The sequence below is a fragment of the Clostridioides sp. ES-S-0049-02 genome, from assembly GCF_020658465.1.
Classification (GTDB): Bacteria; Bacillota; Clostridia; order Peptostreptococcales; family Peptostreptococcaceae; genus Clostridioides.
In genome coordinates, this window is sequence record NZ_JACVWG010000001.1 from 321,691 (window position 1) to 341,890 (window position 20,200).

Genomic DNA, 20,200 nt, shown 5'->3' on the forward strand with positions numbered 1-20,200 from the left:
TATATGGAGATTAGGTATGCTAAAGAAGAAGAAATAGAAAGTATAAAAGAAATATGGAGTTATTGCTTTAATGATAGTGAAAGTTTTATGAAATACTATTTTAATGATAAATATAAATATGAAAATACTGTAATAGCTTTAGATGAAGGAAAAATTGTTTCCTCTCTTCAGCTAAACCAGTATAAATTAAGTTTAAATAGTAAGGTATACAATACATCGTATGTAGTAGGGGTTTCCACACTTCCTGAGGGGAGAGGAACTGGCTATATGAGTAAAGTTATTAAATTTACTTTAAATGAGTTGTATAAGAAAGGACAACTAGTATCTATATTAATGCCAATTGATTATAGACTTTATAGAAGGTTTGGATATGAGCATTGTTATGACCAAATTGAATATACTATCAAAACAGATGATTTAAAAACTTTCAAGGCAAATGGAAAAATGATAAAAGCTAATTTATCACAAATTGATGATTTAATTAAAATAGATAAAGTATTTTTAAATGAGGTTAATGGTAATGTGTTAAAAGATGAACATTATTATGAAAACTTATTTAAAGAAATCCAAAGTGAAGATGGACATTTATATATCCATGAAGATAGTGAAAAAGATGGATATGTAATTTATTTTCTTCAAGGAGATAAAATGTTTGTCAGAGAGCTATTTTATAAAAACATAGATGCTCTTAAATCAATGCTTAAATTTATATATAATCACAATACTCAATGTAAGATAGTTACTATAGCTACTCCTATGATAGATAAGATAAGGTTTATATTAGACAATCCTAAAGACTGTGAGATAAAAATAAAACCTTTTATGATGGGAAGAGTTATAAATGTAAAGCAATTTATTGAAGATATAGATATTGATAAGGATATTAATGGCTCTATAAAATTATATATAGAAGATAAATATATAGAAGAGAATAATGGACTATTCAAAATATCTATACAAAATAAAAAAGTAATGTTAGAAAAATTAAATAAAGAATGTACAGATGAGCTTCAAGAGTGTTTTGATATTAAATTAGATATAAATGCTTTAACACAATTGGCATTTTCTTATATAGACATTGAAGAAGCACTTTTATTAAATAATATAAAGGGTATTTCAAAAAAAACAATAGAAATACTTAATTGCATTTTTTCTAAAAAAGATAATTATATAAATGAATATATATAGAAGTGAAAATACGTCAAAAGATTTTAATAAATCTTTTGACGTATTCTTTTGTTTATAGAATAATTTCTTTTGTTTAAAAAATATTTATTTGAAAATAATCTAAATAATATGTTTTCTAGAGGAGTGATTATGATTCAAATAAGAAGACCTTTACTAATTATATTAATATTTGTGATAGCTGTATCTTTTATTATCACAAATAAGAAGAAAGAGGATGAAAAATTTAATGATAAGATAATAACTATACAAGGAACAGTTAAAGGAAGACTTGAAAAGCCTAGATATAATCAGTATAAAGTAGGAGCTTTCTTAATAAATGATTACACAAGAACTAAAAATTTGAAAATTGGTCAGAAAGTTAATATTACAGGCAAATTTAAAAGTTTAGCTAAAATGAAATATGAAGATTTTGATTATGGAAGGTATATAAAAAGCACTGGATATAAAGGTATAATATATATAAATAGCTATAAAATTATTGGTAAGAATAAAATATATGACTTAATAGGTAAAGTAAAGTTTTACATAAATAAAACGTATAGATATTTATATAAGAAAAATTCGGATTTTATAAATTCTATATTGTTAGCAGAAGTTGAAAATCTGACAGATGAGCAAAAAGAAATGTTCACCAGAACAGGAACTAGCCATGTAATATCTATATCTGGTCTTCATACAGGCATACTATGTGTTGTAATTGCTTTTTTATTAAGAGGTATAAATAAATTGTATAAATTATTAATATTGTCGATTTTTATATCTTTATATTGTATAATGGTAGGTGCGTCTCCATCTATAATTAGGTCTATAACATTTGTTATGGTTTTCTATTTATCAGTCTTTATTAATAGAAAAAAGGATGGAATATCAACACTGTCTCTAATAGGGATAGTTTTAATTATAAATAACCCCTATGTTATATATAATGTAAGTTTTCAATTATCTTTTTTAGCTACATTCTCTATACTAATATTTTACAATAAAATAAATAGTATTATAAAATTAAGTATGGTATCATTGACAATATCGTCAAATATATTAACCTTGCCTATAATATATTATACATTTAAAGGTATACCATTGGTTTCAATCATAGGAAATTTAATCATAGTACCATTTATAGGTATAATAATGTATTTGAGTATTGCAAGTTTAATAATATTTAAAATAAGTGTAGTAATAGCTAAAATAATAGCTTTATTTAACAGTACATTGATAGAAATCATATTTTTTTTACTAGAGAAACTCAGCAATTTAAATTTTACATATATTGATATAGATAACCCTAAACTTTATATTGTAGTGATTTATTACATAGGAGTATTTTTTTACATATTTTACATAGAAGGAAAAGAGATAAAGGAGCAAGAAAATGGATTACAAGGATATTATAAGGAATATAAAAGATAAAAAACTTGAGAAAATGTATCTTTTTTATGGCAGAGAGTATTATTTAATAGAAAATGCAATAAAAGTCTTTAAAGAGAATTTAAACGAAGGAATGCTCGATTTTAACTTAGATATAATAGATGGAAAGGAAATAGTCTTAAATCAGCTTATAAGCTCTATAGAGACACTTCCTTTTATGGATGATAGAAAAATAGTAATAGTAAAAGACTTTGAGTTACTAAAAGGAAAGAAAAAGAATTTTACAGATAGTGACGAAAAATACTTGATAGAGCATTTAGATAATACTCCAGACACTACTACCATAGTTTTTGTTGTATACGGAGATATTGACAAAAGAAAATCTTTAGTTAAAAAGATAAGTAATAATGGAATTGTTTTTAACTGTGACAAGCTTTCTGATATGGACTTATTTAAGTGGATAAAAAAATCTTTTGCTCTAAATGAAGTTATAATAGAAAACTCTCAGATAATGTATTTTATTGAACAAGAAGGATATAGAGATAAAAGTAGTGAAAAGACTTTATCAGACTTAGAAAACGAGATAAATAAAATTAGCTCATTTGTTGGAAAGGGAAATAGTGTAACTAATGATATAATAGATAAATTATCTCCTAAAAAGGTTGAAAATGATATATTTAAGTTAATTGATTATATTGGAGAGCAAAGTGCTTCTAATGCAATGAAAATATTGAATGATATGATACAGGAGGGCGAATCTGTTTTAGGTATATTTTCTATGATAGCTAGACAGTTTAAAATAGTTATGCAAGTAAGACAATTACAATTAGAGGGATACTCAGCAAAACTTATAGCAGATAAATTAAAAATTCATCAATTTGTAATAGGAAAAGCATTAAAGCAGGCTAAGAACTTTTCTGATGATATAATCATAGAAATTTTAAACTATATATTAGAAAGTGATTATAAAATAAAAACAGGTCTTATAAGGGATACCTTAGCAGTAGAAATGTTGGTTAGTAGATACTGTAAAAGACAAGCAGTGTAAAAAAATTATACATTAATAAAAAATAAATAGCAAGATATGTTATAGTTCAAAGTACAAGTAGGCTAGATTGAGTCTAAGAGTATATAATCTACTATAATATGTCTAACTATTTATTTTTTATTGTATAAATTTCCAAAATAAAAAACCCCTACATAGGGGTTATTATATATAAGAAATATAAACTGGTAATTAAGCGTTCATACCGTTTAACTTTTGAGCTAATTTAGCTACTTTTCTAGCTGCAGCATTCTTATGTATAGTTCCTTTAGAAGCTACTTGGTATATTCTTTTTTGAGCGTATTGGAACTTAACAACAGCATCCTCTCTGTTTCCAGCTGCAACAGCATCTTCGAATCTTCTTATTGCAGTTTTTATTTGAGATTTTCTAACTCTATTTAAAGCAGTTTTCTTTTCGATAACACTTATTCTTTTCTTAGCTGATTTTATATTTGCCACCGTGTTCACCTCCCTGTATTTTTTTCTCATATTCATCGTCAACATATTAGATTTTAACAGAAATAAATCTAAAAATCAAGGATTATTATTTATATATTTTAATAATGTTTTTTGTTTTGATTTTTTAGACTATAAATTATGTATAAATAATTTGAAATATTTTGTTTTTATGTTGATATATTTTGTTCTTTAAATATTTTAATAGATACAATTTAATATTTTATTTTTGTAACATATATCTTGAAATAATACAAATTATTAACATACATTTTGATAGTATTTCCAATAATTATAAGATAATACAAGAAATTACTCATTTTTATGGACTTAGTAATAAATTTTATAAAAATATGAATTTATATGGTTAATATGAAAGTTTTCTATTAATTAAAGGTAATTTTTTTATTGTCGCAGATAAGCAGAACTATACTATCGCTATTTTTATTACTGTTGACTGTTTAATAGTTTTATATCATACTCTTGTATAGTATAAAAAATTAGACTATAATAATTTTATGGATTAAAGAAAGGATTGATAAAGTGGATACAACAAAACTAATTTTAAATCCAGCTAGACTCCGAATTTTACAGTATATCAGAATTCATGGTAGTGTTCGTACATCTGATATTGTGAAGTATCTAAGTGATATTCCTCGTGCAACAGTTTACCACCATGTTAAAATTTTGGAAGATAACAATATGATTGAAGTAGTTAAAGAAAATCGTGTACGTGGTACAATTGAAAAAATTTATTCATTAAAGGAATATGCTTTGGATATGGAAGTAGATGCATCTGTTTCACTCTCTACAGCATTTCATATGGGTTTGATGCAAGAAATGAATGAATATTTTAGTTTGAAAAATCAAGACAATAAGAAAGACAATGTATTTTTCACTTCAGCATTGTTATATATAACTGATAGAGAATATGAAAATCTTCTTCAAAGTATAGTTGATTTATTGAAGCCATACATAGACCAAGAACCCAAATCAGATTTAAAACTCCGAAAACTCTCAATTATATCTTCTCCACCTGCAAAAAATGATGAGAAGAAGAAATAACAAACATTTTGTTTTTATAAGGAGGTATTATATATGAACTTTCATGAATTTGGGAATAAAAACAATCCACATATCATGCTGATTCATGGAGGTGGGAATGCATGGTGGAATTATTTACGACAAGCACGAGTATTGTCTGAATACTATCATGTAATACTTCCTACACTGGATGGTCATGGAGAAGAATACAAGACTGCATATATTTCTACAGAGGATACAGCAGATAAATTGATGAAATATATAGATGAAGAGTGTGGTGGTCATCTTTTTTCTCTGTGTGGAGTATCTCTTGGTGGACAGATTGTTATAGAGATTTTATCTCGAAAACCCGATATTACTGAAAAGGCAATTATTGATGGCAGTATTTGCTATCCTAGACCCAATATGGCACGAGCTTGTATGATGTCGATTCGATTTTTTAGAGGGCTTTTATTTAGTGAAAAAGCTTGTAGATTTCAAATTGCTATGATGTCAAAATTATTTCCAAAAAACATGCAATATCCAGATGAAATTAAGAACTATTATATGAAAGATATGCCACATGTCAGAAAAGAAACACTCTATGCTATGTATCGTACTTATATGATGAAGTACACACTTAAGGAGAGTTTAAGAGAAACTACAGCACAAGTGATGTATTGGTATGGTGAAAAGGAAATGAAATGTGTAAAAAACTCTGCAAAGATGTTTCAGTCTTATGTACCTTCTTGTAAAATTTATGAAGCTAAGGGATATAATCATGGTTATCTAGCTATTTATTTGCCAAATGAGTGGTTGGAGATTACTGAACCATTTTTTCAACAGAATGAAATGATATAGAAATTATAAAGTTATTTTGATAAAAAGAAATGTATAATGAATGAAAATTTGACAGGAATTTGATAATATGAAATTGATAAATAGATTAAAAGGTAGCGCCTATATAAATAGTTGCTACCTTTTTATATTTGTAAATAGATGATAGTTAAGGAAGTTTACTGACTATTTACTGACCAAACTCAATTTTCTTACATTGAAAGCCTTAATTTTACTTGTTTTAAATAAATTTATAGTTTTTTGTTATAAAATACTAAATTTTGTTAACAATTATAATTAGCATTTAATTTATACTGGAGGTTTATATGATTAATGTAAGAACAGATTTGGCTTTAGAAGCTAGTGAAATGTGTGAAAAATCTCAAGAAGGAAGTAGTATTCCTGGGGTGGAAATAGAAACTAAAGAATTAGAAAATTGTGTTGTAACAAAAGTTGAAGTAATAGATGAACAAGGTTCAGAGATAATGAACAAAGATATAGGAAAGTATATAACCCTAGAAAGTAATCTTATGAAGTTTGATGATGATGAGTCAAGAGAAGAGATGATAAATTATCTAAAAGATGAATTAGTAGATGTATTTGGACAAGACAAAAATAAAAAGACACTAGTAATTGGTCTTGGAAATAGAAATATTACTTCTGATGCATTGGGTCCCAAAAGTGTATCTAAAACACTAGTAACTAGACATCTCTTTAAAAATTACAACAAGGATTATGATGATGATTTTACTGAGGTATCAGCTCTAAGTCCAGGGGTTATGGGTGTTACTGGGATAGAAACTAGTGAAGTAGTGAAGTCACTAGTTGAGAAAGTTAAGCCAGATAGAGTAGTAGCAATAGATGCACTAGCATCAAGAAAAATGGAAAGAGTAAACTCTACTATACAAATATCAACAGCAGGAATATCACCTGGTGGAGGTGTTGGTAATACAAGAAAATCTCTCACTAAAGAAACCTTAGGAGTGGATGTTATTGCAATAGGAGTTCCAACTGTGGTTGACGCAGCAACTCTTACTATAGATGTTTTGGATATGGCAATAGATAATTTAATATCTCAATCAGAAGAAACAGAAAGTTTTTATAATATGTTGAAAAAACTTAAAGAGGAAGAAAAATATCATCTAATAAAAGATTCGTTAGATCCATATGATAAGAACTTAATCGTAACACCAAAAGATATAGATGATACAATTGAAAATCTATCTATAATAATAAGTGAAGGTCTGAATAGGTCTTTACATCCAGGTAGATTGTAAAATAAGGAGGAGCAAATATGTTTAAAAAATGCATTAAAGTAGTAACCTTGACTTTTATATTAGCATGCATTTTACCAGGAAAATCATTGGCTTTAAATCAAGATGACTTTTTAAAGTTTTTAGTAAATTCATCTTATCCAGAAGCTAAAGTCGAAGGAAATAATACAGAAAATAAAAAGAGTGATAAAAATAAAGAAGCAAGTAAAGAAAGTAAAGATGAAAATAAAAAATCTGAGGATGTAAGTAAATCCGACAATAAGAAAGAAAGCGAAAAAGAATATATAAAACTTTATGTTGGTAAAGAAAATGTTCCAGATATTGAGTCAAAAAACTCAGATACAACTGAAACTAGTACTGCATCTAGTGCAGAGTATAAAGATGACTTAAGAGTGACTAAAGAAAATCCAAGAATTTTGATATATCATACTCATGGGTGTGAAACTTATTCAAACTCACCTGATGGAAATTATCATTCAAGAGATAAGAAAAATTCAGTAATGGAAGTAGGAAATGCATTAACTAGTGCTTTAGACAGTAAGGGATGGGGTGTAGTCCATACTACTAAATACCATGACTATCCATCTTATAATAACTCTTATGCAAGTAGTTTAAAAACAATAAAAAGTATACTCCCTAAATATAATACAGTGGACATAGCAATAGATTTACATAGGGATGCTAGGGATTTAACTAATCCAGCCACTAAAGAAAAAGACCATTTGAAATATACAACTATGATAAATGGAGAGAGAGTATCTAAATTCTTCTTTGTTGTAGGAGGAAAAAATGAAAATAAAGCACAACTTAGAGCTTTAGCAGATGATATAACTGCTTTTGCTGAAAAGAAATATCCAGGCTTGGTGTCTCCAATAGTAGAAAAAGACTATGCTAGATTTAATCAATTTGCAGTTAAAAATCACATGTTAATAGAAATTGGAAATAATGCAACGAGTATAGAAGAATCTAAGGCTACTACAAAGTATCTTGCTGAAATTTTAGATGAATATTTTAAACAAAAAAATTAGATTGTTTAGTGTAATTAGGAGCATGTTGAATGAGCCGATTAGAAAGAAATATAGAAGGTAAAAGTAAACAAAGAAAATATAAGTATATTATGAGAATTATATTTTTAGTTATTATGATTATAGGTACATCCATTTGTGTATTTATAGTTGATAGTAATGCTAAAAGTATGTTGGGAATAAAACAACATAATTATTTCTCAAGTATTAAATTTGATATTACAAAGTTTGATATACCAGATTTTGATATACACAAAATCGTTGAAAAATTTAATAAGTAGGAAATAAGTGAATAAGGTTTATTGATTAAAATAAGCCTTATTTTAGTTATGTATCTTTAATTGTATAAAATAAAAACACATTAACTATATTTTATAGGATTTACTTTAAGTTTATGATATTATATAATATTTAGTGTTAGACTTGATAATCCACATATAATGTGGATAATTTTGTTTAATGCCAATTAGTTTATATTCAAAAATTTAAAATTTGATATATAAAAAGTTTTTATATAATATAAAATGATAACTATAAGAATAATCAAGAGGAGGGAATTTAAGGTGGACAATAAACAAAGTAGAACTAGAAATTTTAGTATAATTGCACATATAGACCATGGAAAGTCTACCTTAGCTGATAGATTAATACAACAAACGGGGCTTGTCAGTGAAAGAGACATGAAGAGTCAATTACTTGATAACATGGATCTTGAAAGAGAAAGAGGAATCACTATAAAGCTTCAAAATATAAGATTAATGTATAAGGCGAAGGATGGAAATGAATATTATTTAAATCTTATAGATACACCAGGACATGTAGACTTCAATTACGAGGTATCAAGAAGTTTAGTAGCATGTGAGGGAGCATTATTGGTAGTCGATGCAGCACAAGGTGTTGAGGCACAGACTTTAGCTAATGTGTATCTTGCAATAGACCAAGATTTAGAAATATTACCAATAATAAATAAAATAGATTTACCAAGTGCAAGACCAGATGAAGTAAAACATGAAATTGAAGATATAATAGGGCTTGATGCAAGTGAAGCACCTCTTATTTCAGCTAAAACAGGTTTAAATATAGAAGATGTTTTAGAAGATATTGTAAAAAATGTCCCTGCACCTAAAGGAGATAATGAAGCACCATTAAAGGCGTTAATATTTGACTCTTATTACGATGCTTATAAAGGTGTTGTAGCCTATGTTAGAGTGTTTGAAGGAACTGTTAAAAAAGGTATGACAATAAAAATGATGAATACTAAGAAAAAGTTTGAAGTAACTGAAGTTGGTGTTATGGCTCCAGGGCAAACTGAACTTAGTGAATTATCAGCAGGTGATGTTGGTTATATTGCTGCTAGTATAAAAGACATAAGAAGCTGTCGTGTAGGGGATACAATAACAGATTCAAATAATCCTACAGAAGAACCTTTACCAGGATATAAAAAAGCTACTCCAATGGTATATTGTGGTATATATCCAGGAGAAGGTGAAAAATATGAAAATGTAAGAGATGCTCTTGAAAAATTACAAGTAAATGATGCTGCCCTTGAATATGAGGCTGAAACTTCAGCAGCACTAGGGTTTGGGTTTAGATGTGGATTTTTAGGTCTTTTACATATGGAAATAATGCAAGAAAGACTTGAGAGAGAATTTAATCTTGATATAATAACTACAGCACCATCTGTTATATACAGAGTTACAAAAACTGACGGAGAAGTTGTAATGATACAAAATCCTGCAAATTTGCCAGAAGTAGCTGAGATAAGAATGATAGAAGAACCTATAGTAAAAGGAGATATAATAGTTCCTAAAGATTATGTAGGTGTTGTTATGGAACTTTGCCAGGAAAGACGTGGAAATATGTTAAACATGGAATATATAGATGAGAGAAGAGTAATGCTTCATTACGACCTTCCTCTTAATGAAGTTGTTTATGATTTCTTTGATGCCTTAAAATCAAGAACTAGAGGATATGGTTCTCTTGATTATGAGATTAAGGGATATGTTGCATCTACTCTTGTAAAACTTGATGTTTTAATTAATAAAGAGCAAGTTGATGCACTTAGTTTTATTGTACATGAAACTCGTGCTTTCCCTAGAGGAAAGGCAATGTGTGAGAAATTAAAAGGAGAAATTCCAAGACATCAATTTGCTATACCTATACAAGCTGCTGTTGGTAATAAGGTTATTGCAAGAGAGACAATAAGTGCTTTAAGAAAAGATGTACTTGCTAAATGTTATGGTGGAGATATATCTCGTAAGAAGAAACTTCTTGAAAAACAAAAAGAAGGTAAGAAGCGTATGAGACAAATTGGCTCTGTTGAAGTTCCTCAAAAAGCATTTATGTCTGTACTTAAGTTGGATGAATAATTTATTAAATTTTTATAAATTTAGATAAATATACTTAAAAGCTAGAGTGATTTTAGAATTATTTCTAAATTAATCTAGTTTTTTTGTGGTATATTTTAATTAAACACATAGAGAATATAAGTAAGAGTATATTAAAGAAAAAATAAAAAAGGTGATATTTATGACTAATATAGAAATTCCTAAAAAAGTGGATTATATAATTAAAGAATTAGAAAAGAATGGTTATGAGGCATATGTAGTTGGAGGATGTGTGAGGGATTGTTTATTAGAAAAAATTCCAAATGACTGGGATATAACAACTAGTGCAAGACCTGAAAAAGTGGTAGAGATATTTGAAAGGACTATTCCAACTGGTATACAACATGGTACTGTAACAGTCATGATTGAACATGAGCTATTTGAAGTGACAACATATAGAATAGATGGAAGTTATAGTGATGGTAGACATCCAGATTCAATAGAATTTACAAATGATATAGTTAAGGATTTGTCAAGAAGAGATTTTACTGTTAATGCAATTGCATACAATTCAAAGACTGGATTAGTTGACCCATTTAATGGTTGTGAGGATATACAAAATAAGTGTATTCGTTGCGTTGGAAATCCAGTAGATAGATTTGAAGAAGATGCACTTAGAATGCTTAGAGCGATTAGATTTTCTGCACAGCTTAATTTTAAAATAGCTGAAGATACTAAACAAAGTATCTACAGAAACGCAGATTTAATAAAATGTGTGTCTATGGAAAGAATTCAAGTAGAATTCAATAAAATGCTAATATCTGATTCATCTAAGTTAAATTTATTAATTTCAACAGGATTATTAAAATTTATAATTCCTGAAATATGTGACTTAGAAGATGTTATTCAAAATAATCCATATCATATTTATAATGTTGGAAAACATACATTGATAGCTACTGAAGTAATTGAAGATGAATTATATCTAAAGCTTACAATGTTATTTCATGATTTGGGTAAAAAAATTACTAAAACGACAGATAAAAATGGAATTGACCATTTTTATAGTCACAGTAGGGAGTCTGTCAAAATAGCAAAGCAAATTTTGAAGAGACTTAAGTATGATAATTATACTATTAATAAAGTTTTAATATTAATACAATATCATGATTATAGAATAGAACCAAAAAGAAAAACTATTAAAAAGTTATTAAATAAACTTGGAGACGTTGAACTATTTGAAGATTTAATAAAGGTTAATTGGGCTGACACACTTGCTAAAAACCCAAAATATGCAAAACAGAAAATATTAAACCTTATTGAGAGTGAAAAGGAATTTAAACATATAATAAGTCAAAATGAATGCTTTCATATTAAAGACTTAGCTATTAATGGAAACGATTTAATGTCTATAGGTGTTAAACCAGGTAAAGATATAGGGTATCTATTAAATAAGATGCTTGAAATTGTTATTAATAATCCAGAACTAAATGAAAAAGAAATTTTAAAAGGAAAAGTATTAGATATATACACATTTTAAGTTAAAAGATTAAACTTTAATTTAATTAATTTAAGATAGTAAATATAATTTACATTAAAAAAATAGACAGTCTTTAAAGGTTGAAATTATGAAGGTTGGTATTCTATAATTTTAAATGTATAGCAAATTAATATAAAGTTAGTAAGTTAATATAAAAAAAAACTTTGGGAATACTAAAACCATAAATTTATAAAATTAATATTTTATGCACTTATAAAACAGTAAGGAGGGACATCATGCGTACTCAACTACAAAAGACTATTGGTCTTTCAGCAGCTCTTTCTACTGTTGTAGGTATGGTTATAGGTTCAGGAGTTTTTTTTAAGCCACAGGCAATATATACCACAACTAATGGAGCTCCAGGACTAGGTATTATAGCATGGCTTTTAGGTGGATTTATAACAATAACAGCTGGACTTACAGCTACAGAAATATCAGCTGCTATCCCAAAAACTGGTGGTATGATGATTTATATTGAAGAAATATATGGAGAAAAATTAGGATTTTTAACTGGATGGATGCAAACTGTATTATTTTTTCCAGGTACGTCAGCAGCATTAGGGGTAATATTTGCTCAACAAGCATCTGAACTTTTAAATATGAGTCCAAACAATATGTCAGTTGTGCTTCCAATAGCAATTGGAGTAATACTGTTTTTATCATTACTTAATATAATAGGTTCATCATTGGGAGGAAAAGTTCAGACAGTAGCTACTATTGGAAAAATGATACCATTAGCTCTAATAATAATATTTGGATTTATTAAAGGCCAAAGTAGTGAGATATTAAATCCATTTGTAGGTGATGGAGTTAATGTATCAAGCGCACTTGGACAAGTATTAATAGCAACGTTGTTTGCATATGATGGATGGATAAATGTCGGTGCTATCTCAGGAGAGATGAAATCTCCAGAAAAAGATTTACCAAGAGCAATAGTTGGTGGGCTATCATTAGTTATGGCAATATATATTATAATAAATGTAGCATATCTTTGGGTTGTGCCAGCAAGTGAATTAGCAACTGTTACTTCACCAGCAACATTAGTTGCAAAAAAATTATTTGGAAATTTAGGTGGAAAAGTAATAACTGTGGGTATATTAATATCAGTGTTTGGTACATTAAATGGATATTTATTAACAGGGTCAAGAATACCATATACATTAGCTGAAAAAGGAACTTTGCCTGCTTCTAAGGTTTTATTAAAAGTAAATTCTGGTGGGTCTCCTGTAAATTCAATACTGCTCATAACTGTATTAGCATGTATATATGCTTTATCTGGTCAATTTAATCTTTTGACAGATTTAACTATATTTTCAATATGGGTATTTTACGTATTGACTTTTGTTGGAGTTATAAGGCTTAGAAGAGAACAACCAAATTTACACAGACCGTATAAAGTTCCTTTATATCCAATAATACCAATTATAGCTATATTAGGTGGATTATTTGTAATAATAAATCAAATACTGACTTCAACAGCAGTATCTTTAGGTGGTATATTTATAACCCTACTTGGATTACCAGTTTATTATTATATGAAGAAAAAATAGTCATTTATTTTAAGTTGAAAAATTTGGATAAAAGTAAAAATCTACTTTTATCCAAATTTTTTATGATATTACATAGTGAAGATGCTTTATATGTTATTTGATGAGTTATTTTGTTTGATTTATAATTTAATAACTGATGCTTTAAGATAATTTTAAGAAATGAGGAATATAAAATGTTAGGACTTTATATACATATCCCATTTTGTGTGAAAAAATGTAAGTATTGTGATTTTAATTCTTATAAAATGGACCTAGATTCAAAAAAAAGATATATAGAAGATTTGAAAATAGAAATGGAGTTATACAGTAATAAATTAAATAGAGATGATAAATACAAAAATAAAGAAGATTTCAATTTAGACAAAAACGATATAATAACAAGTATATTTATAGGTGGAGGAACACCTAGTATTTTAACATCTGAAGAAATAAGAGAAGTAGTTGTAAGTGTAAAAGAAAAATTCAATATAGACAAAAACGCAGAAATAACCATAGAATGCAATCCTGGCACACTGACACTAGAAAAATTAGAAACTATGAAAGAAGTTGGTATCAATAGACTTAGCATAGGGTTACAAGCTGTCCAAGAAAAGCATTTGAACTTTATAGGAAGAATACATAGTTATAAAGAATTTGAGAAAAACTATATGGACGCACTGAGTGTAGGATTTAAAAATATTAATATAGACTTAATGTATAGTCTTCCCAATCAAACACTATGTGATTGGAAGGAAACTCTTGAAAAAGTTACAGATTTAAATCCAACACATATATCAGCATATTCTCTTATATTAGAAGAAGGTACTGAACTGTATAATATGTATGAAAATAATCAATTTGACCTTATAGATGAAAATATAGATATAGAAATGTATGAGTATACAATAAACTATTTAAAATCAAAAGGATACAATCAATATGAAATATCAAATTACTCACAAGAAGGCTATAATTGTAAACATAATATTTTATATTGGGAATGTGAACACTATATAGGTCTTGGAGCAGGAGCTTCTGGTTATATTGATAATAATAGATATAATAATTTAGAATCTTTAGAGGATTATCATTTAAGTCTGATTAAAGGAGAGAAGCCAATACAAGATAGTGAAAATCTTTCTATAAAAGATATGATAGAAGAAAAGATATTTATGGGTCTTAGAATGAATAAGGGAATAAAATTTAAAGATTTTGAAAAAAATTTTGGAATAGATTTTAGAAAAAAATACAGTAAGCAGATAGAAATGTTACTAGCTAGAGACCTTATAAACCAAAGCTTTGAGGGCATACAATTAACTCAAAAGGGAAGAGAAATATCTAATAGTATATTTATAGAATTTATGGAATGATTTTTAGGGTGTTGACAAAATAAATTTATAATGGTATATAATATATATAATCTTTTTAGCACTCGAACTTAGTGAGTGCTAACAGCTAGGAGGTATAATAATATGGAATTAAATGAAAGAAAATTAAATATCCTCAAAGCTATAGTTAAAGATTATATAGAAACAGCTGAAGCTATAGGTTCTAGAACAATATCTAAAAGGCATGATTTAGGTGTTAGTGCTGCCACCATAAGAAATGAAATGGCTGACCTTGAAGAATTAGGATATTTAATTCAGCCACATACTTCTGCGGGTAGAGTTCCATCTGAAAAAGGCTATAAGTTATATGTAAACTCTCTTATGAGTAAAAGTGAATTAGATGATAATGATAAGATTCTTATTGAACAATGTATGAATCATAACATAAATCATATAAAAGAATTAATTCATGAAACGTCTAAGCTATTATCTCAATTAACTAACTACACAACTGTAGCAGTTACTAAGAGTTTAATAAATCAAAGCGTCATAAAGCATATACAGTTAGTTGCTATGCATGACAATAATATTTTACTTATAGTTGTAACAGATAAAGGGGACTTAAAAAAAGCTAACCTTACAACTAATGTATATTTAGATCAATCTAAGTTAAATTTGATTTCTGATAATCTTACAAAGAAGCTCTTAGGAAAAAGTATAACAGATTTAGATGATAATCTGATTGCTTTTATTAAATATGAAATAAGTGAGTATTCAGGGTTTATAGATGAACTTTTAAATGCCCTAAACTCAAATATGGAAGAAGAAGATTTTTCTCTATCATTAAATGGAGCCACTAATATATTTAGTTATCCAGAATTCAATGATGTGTTAAAAGCAAAGTCATTTTTAAATATGTTAGAAAGAAAGGAAACAATAGCTGACATAATTAAATCAAAGGGAATACAAAAAGAAAATCTAAATATAATAATTGGTAGTGATAATGATTGTAAATTGGCACAGGATTGTAGTATAGTTACAGCAACTTATAATGTAGACAGAGACTTAGTTGGGCGAATAAGCTTCATAGGACCTACAAGAATGGATTACGCTAGAATTTACTCTATAATAAATTATATGAGTTTATTAATTAATAGAAAGTAAAGAAATTTTAAATTGAGGGGTGTAAAGTCTTGGATAAAAAAAATGAGCAACAAGAAGTAAAAGAAGAAAATGATACTTCTATTAACCAAGAATCTGAAACTCAAGTAGAGTTAGAAGATGAAGTTGTTAATGAAGAATGTGAAGAGTCAAGCGAAAAAACTGATGAAGAAAAAGCTGATGATGAAAATGTAACAGATATAAATTCTAAATTAGCAGAAAAAAAATTAAAAGATGAAGTAGATGAATTAAATGACAAATATCAAAGACTTCAAGCCGAATATGCAAACTATAGAAGAAGAACTCAACAAGAAAAAGAAACAATTGGTGTGTTTGCAAATGAGAAAATAATAACTGAGTTAATACCAGTTATAGATAGTATGGAAAGAGCCTTAGATGCATGTGAAGATAAGGAAGATACTATGTATAAGGGTATAAGCCTTGTACATAAACAATTAATAGATACTCTAGTAAAATTTGGAGTAGAAGAAATAGAAGCAGAATCTAAGGAATTTGACCCAAACTTACATCTAGCAGTTATGCAAGAGAGTGTAGATGGAGTAGAAGCAAATCAAATAGTGATGGTACTTCAAAAAGGATATAAGCTAGGAACTAAAGTTATAAGACCTTCAATGGTTAAAGTTTCTTGCTAAGTATATAAATTAAGGTTAAAATATTTAGCCTAATATAAAATACACAAATAAGTAAAATTTAATTATACAATTACTCAAGGAGGATTTTTAGTCATGGGAAAAATAATAGGAATAGATTTAGGAACAACAAATTCATGTGTTGCAGTATTAGAAGGTGGAGAAGCACAAATAATAGCAAATAATGAAGGTATGAGAACTACTCCATCAGTAGTGGCATTTACAAAAGATGGTGAAAGAATAGTTGGAGAACCTGCAAAAAGACAAGCAGTTACAAATGCAGATAAAACAATAACTTCAATAAAAACTCACATGGGAACTGATTACAAAGTGAATATAGATGGAAAATCATATACTCCACAAGAAATATCAGCAATAATATTACAAAAATTAAAATCAGATGCAGAAAGTTACTTAGGACAAACAGTAACAGAAGCAGTTATAACAGTTCCAGCGTACTTTACAGATGCTCAAAGACAAGCTACTAAAGATGCTGGTAGAATAGCAGGGTTAGATGTTAAGAGAATAATAAACGAGCCAACAGCAGCAGCTCTTGCTTATGGTATGGATAAATTAGACCAAGAAAAGAAAATATTAGTATTTGACTTAGGTGGAGGAACTTTTGACGTATCTATACTTGAAATAGGTGATGGTACTTTTGAAGTTTTAGCTACAGCTGGTAACAATAGATTAGGTGGAGATGACTTCGACCAAATAGTAATAGACTATTTAGCAGATGAATTCAAAAAAGCTGAAGGTGTAGATTTAAGAAATGATAAAATGGCTCTTCAAAGATTGAAAGAAGCAGCAGAAAAGGCTAAGAAAGAATTATCATCAACAATGAATTCAAACATAAACTTACCTTTCATAACTGCTACAGCAGAAGGTCCAAAGCATTTAAATATAGATTTATCAAGAGCTAAATTTGAAGAACTAACTAGAGGTTTAGTTGAAAAAACTATGGAACCAACTAAGAGAGCTTTACAAGATGCAGGACTTTCTACAAGTGAAATAGATGATGTATTACTAGTTGGTGGTTCTACAAGAATACCAGCAGTTCAAGATGCTGTTAAGAAATTTATAGGAAAAGATCCTCATAAAGGTATAAACCCAGATGAATGTGTTGCAGCAGGAGCTTCTATACAAGCAGGAGTTTTAGCAGGAGATGTTAAAGACTTATTATTACTAGACGTTACTCCATTATCTCTTGGTATAGAAACTATGGGTAATGTAATGACTAAGATAATAGAAAGAAACACTACAATACCAACTAAGAAATCTCAAGTATTCTCAACTGCTGCTGATAACCAAACAGCTGTTGATATACATGTACTTCAAGGTGAAAGAAGTATGGCTTATGACAATACAACTTTAGGAAGATTCCAATTAACTGATATACCACCAGCACAAAGGGGAATACCTCAAATAGAAGTTACATTTGATATAGATGCAAATGGTATAGTTAATGTTTCAGCTAAAGATTTAGGTACAGGAAAAGAACAAAAAATAACTATAACATCAAATACTAATTTATCAGAAGCAGATATAGAACAAAAAATAAAAGAAGCTGAGATGAATGCTGAAGCTGACAAACAGAAAAAAGAGAAAATAGAAGCATTTAACCAAGCTGAATCTACTATATATCAAACTGAAAAAACTTTAAATGAGCTTGGAGATAAAATAAGTGCAAGTGATAAAGAAGATATAGAAAAAGCAATAGCAGACTTAAAAGTTGTAAAAGATAATCAAGATGCTACAGCAGAAGAACTTAAGAAAGCTACAGAAGAAGTAATGACTAAGTTCCAAAAAGTATCTCAAGAAATGTACCAAAAGGCAGCTCAAGAACAACAAGCAGCACAAGGTGCAGAGCAAGCTCAAGATAATGGACCTAAAGATGACAATGTAGTAGATGCTGACTTTAAAGAAGTAGATGAAGATAAATAAGCTATATAATATAACATCAAATGATAATTGAAGAATAGATTATTTATGAAAATCATATAGATATTAAAGATATATGGACAATATACATCATAAAGAATATAATATATCATAGATTATATAACTTAAAGTAGAATATAAGAATTAATGATAGCTTGTAGTTTATTATTCTACAAGCTATCGTTTTGTAAAATGAAGGTGGTGTCAATTTTTGAGTACAAAAAGGGATTATTATGAAGTCTTAGGTATCAGTAAAGGTGCAGAAGCTCAAGAGATAAAAAAAGCTTACAGAAAGTTAGCAATGAAGTACCATCCAGATAGAAACCCTGGTGATGAAGAGGCTGAAGAAAAGTTTAAAGAAATAAATGAAGCTTATGAAGTACTTTCAGATGATACAAAGAGAAAGACTTATGACCAATTTGGACATGATGGGCTAAATGGTCAAGGAGGCTTTGGAGGCCAAGGAGGATTTAATGGCCAAGGCTTTGGTGGATTTGAAGATATGTTTGGAGATATATTTGGTGACATGTTTGGAGGGGGCTTCGGAGGTGGAAGACAAAGAAGAAGAGGTCCACAACGTGGTGCAGATATAAGACAAAATGTTACTATATCTTTTGAAGAAGCTGCATTTGGTAAAAAAATGTCTATAAAGCTAAATAGAAGTGAAGAATGTGATGAGTGTGATGGAACTGGAGCAAAACCAGGAACATCAAAGAAAACTTGTTCAACTTGTAATGGAACTGGCCAAGTTAGAACTGTTCAAAGAACTCCATTTGGAAATATAGCAAGCTCAAGACCTTGTAGTACTTGTAATGGAACTGGAGAAGTAATTGAATCTCCTTGTAGCAAATGTCATGGAACTGGAAACACAAGAAAAGTTAAGACTATAGAAGTAGATATACCTGCAGGTATAGATGATGGTCAAATGATAAAACTTGCTGGTCAAGGTGAAGTGGGAGAAAAAGGTGCTCCAAGAGGAGACTTATACATTGTAGTTAATGTAAAATCTCATCCATTGTTTACTAGAGATGGAAATGATATTTACTTTGAGATGCCAATTACATTTGTTCAAGCAACTTTAGGTGATGAAATAGAAGTACCTACTTTGGATGGAAAAGTTAAGTATAGTGTGCCAGAAGGAACACAAACTGGAACTGTATTTAGACTTAAAGAAAAAGGGATTCCTAGAATTAGAGGTAATTCAAGAGGAGACCAATATGTCAAAGTTGTAGTCGAGATTCCTAAAAAATTAAATGATAAGCAAAAAGATCTGTTAAGAGAATTTGCGAAGGAGTGCGGGTCGAACGTCCACGAAAAGAAAAAAACATTCGGACAGAAAATAGAAGATATGTTTAAGAAAAAGTAGTTAAAATAGCCAATATAATGTAATCATATTCTTTAGAATCTAAATTATTTAGTTATAAGATTTTGAATTAATATAATATGATTTTTATATTGGCTATTTTTAATTTTGAGTATGTAAAATATGTATAAATAATTTCTTTATA

At 28.4% G+C, this 20,200-nt stretch carries 17 protein-coding genes; 16 read left to right on the forward strand and 1 reads right to left on the reverse strand.

What is annotated here, in order from left to right; translation table 11 throughout:
• The first annotated feature begins 3 nt into the window (after positions 1 to 3).
• From eis to holA, 3 genes are all read left to right on the forward strand, one after another.
• On the forward strand, positions 4 to 1,188 hold the full coding sequence (gene eis, locus IC213_RS01545) for an enhanced intracellular survival protein Eis (RefSeq protein WP_227482854.1): 1,185 nt from the start codon (positions 4 to 6) through the stop codon (positions 1,186 to 1,188).
• Positions 1,189 to 1,317: 129 nt separating this feature from the next.
• On the forward strand, positions 1,318 to 2,598 hold the full coding sequence (locus IC213_RS01550; RefSeq protein WP_227432560.1) for a ComEC/Rec2 family competence protein: 1,281 nt from the start codon (positions 1,318 to 1,320) through the stop codon (positions 2,596 to 2,598).
• Positions 2,561 to 3,604 carry a DNA polymerase III subunit delta gene (gene holA / locus IC213_RS01555; RefSeq protein ID WP_227432561.1) on the forward strand — a complete coding sequence of 348 codons (1,044 nt, stop codon included), beginning with the start codon at positions 2,561 to 2,563 and terminating at the stop codon, positions 3,602 to 3,604. The genes IC213_RS01550 and holA overlap by 38 nt, the downstream gene beginning before the upstream one ends.
• 189 nt (positions 3,605 to 3,793) lie before the next feature.
• On the opposite strand, the gene rpsT is transcribed toward holA, so the two are convergent.
• Positions 3,794 to 4,060 (reverse strand): 30S ribosomal protein S20, encoded by a 267-nt coding sequence (gene rpsT / locus IC213_RS01560; RefSeq protein WP_227432754.1) that lies wholly within the window; start codon positions 4,058 to 4,060, stop codon positions 3,794 to 3,796.
• A 540-nt stretch (positions 4,061 to 4,600) separates the two neighbouring features.
• Between rpsT and IC213_RS01565 the strand changes: the two genes are divergently transcribed.
• From IC213_RS01565 to dnaJ, 13 genes are all read left to right on the forward strand, one after another.
• The gene (locus tag IC213_RS01565) at positions 4,601 to 5,122 is read left to right on the forward strand and encodes a helix-turn-helix domain-containing protein (protein ID WP_227432562.1); all 522 of its coding nucleotides are present in this window, start codon (positions 4,601 to 4,603) and stop codon (positions 5,120 to 5,122) included.
• A 33-nt stretch (positions 5,123 to 5,155) separates the two neighbouring features.
• Positions 5,156 to 5,941, forward strand: coding sequence for an alpha/beta fold hydrolase (locus tag IC213_RS01570; RefSeq protein ID WP_227432563.1), 786 nt, complete (start codon positions 5,156 to 5,158; stop codon positions 5,939 to 5,941).
• Between the two features lie 302 nt (positions 5,942 to 6,243).
• The gene (gene gpr, locus IC213_RS01575; protein WP_227432564.1) at positions 6,244 to 7,194 is read left to right on the forward strand and encodes a GPR endopeptidase; all 951 of its coding nucleotides are present in this window, start codon (positions 6,244 to 6,246) and stop codon (positions 7,192 to 7,194) included.
• A 17-nt stretch (positions 7,195 to 7,211) separates the two neighbouring features.
• Positions 7,212 to 8,219, forward strand: coding sequence for a stage II sporulation protein P (gene spoIIP / locus IC213_RS01580; RefSeq protein ID WP_227432565.1), 1,008 nt, complete (start codon positions 7,212 to 7,214; stop codon positions 8,217 to 8,219).
• Between the two features lie 29 nt (positions 8,220 to 8,248).
• On the forward strand, positions 8,249 to 8,497 hold the full coding sequence (locus IC213_RS01585) for a hypothetical protein (protein WP_227432566.1): 249 nt from the start codon (positions 8,249 to 8,251) through the stop codon (positions 8,495 to 8,497).
• Positions 8,498 to 8,779: 282 nt separating this feature from the next.
• Entirely contained in the window at positions 8,780 to 10,585 is a 1,806-nt protein-coding gene (lepA, locus tag IC213_RS01590) for a translation elongation factor 4 (RefSeq protein ID WP_227482848.1), read from the forward strand.
• Positions 10,586 to 10,745: 160 nt separating this feature from the next.
• A complete protein-coding gene (locus tag IC213_RS01595) occupies positions 10,746 to 12,083 on the forward strand; it encodes a CCA tRNA nucleotidyltransferase (protein ID WP_227862663.1) in 1,338 nt (445 codons plus the stop codon).
• A gap of 236 nt (positions 12,084 to 12,319) precedes the next feature.
• Entirely contained in the window at positions 12,320 to 13,633 is a 1,314-nt protein-coding gene (locus tag IC213_RS01600) for an APC family permease (protein ID WP_227482847.1), read from the forward strand.
• A gap of 173 nt (positions 13,634 to 13,806) precedes the next feature.
• Positions 13,807 to 14,982, forward strand: coding sequence for a radical SAM family heme chaperone HemW (hemW, locus tag IC213_RS01605; RefSeq protein ID WP_227482846.1), 1,176 nt, complete (start codon positions 13,807 to 13,809; stop codon positions 14,980 to 14,982).
• Between the two features lie 102 nt (positions 14,983 to 15,084).
• Positions 15,085 to 16,104: a heat-inducible transcriptional repressor HrcA gene (hrcA, locus tag IC213_RS01610; protein WP_227432571.1), complete on the forward strand. Its 1,020-nt coding sequence runs from the start codon at positions 15,085 to 15,087 to the stop codon at positions 16,102 to 16,104.
• Between the two features lie 29 nt (positions 16,105 to 16,133).
• Positions 16,134 to 16,754 (forward strand): nucleotide exchange factor GrpE, encoded by a 621-nt coding sequence (gene grpE, locus IC213_RS01615; protein ID WP_227432572.1) that lies wholly within the window; start codon positions 16,134 to 16,136, stop codon positions 16,752 to 16,754.
• Between the two features lie 93 nt (positions 16,755 to 16,847).
• Entirely contained in the window at positions 16,848 to 18,695 is a 1,848-nt protein-coding gene (gene dnaK, locus IC213_RS01620; protein WP_227432573.1) for a molecular chaperone DnaK, read from the forward strand.
• A 208-nt stretch (positions 18,696 to 18,903) separates the two neighbouring features.
• Positions 18,904 to 20,058, forward strand: a complete 1,155-nt coding sequence (gene dnaJ / locus IC213_RS01625; RefSeq protein WP_227432574.1) for a molecular chaperone DnaJ — start codon at positions 18,904 to 18,906, stop codon at positions 20,056 to 20,058.
• Positions 20,059 to 20,200: the final 142 nt, after the last annotated feature.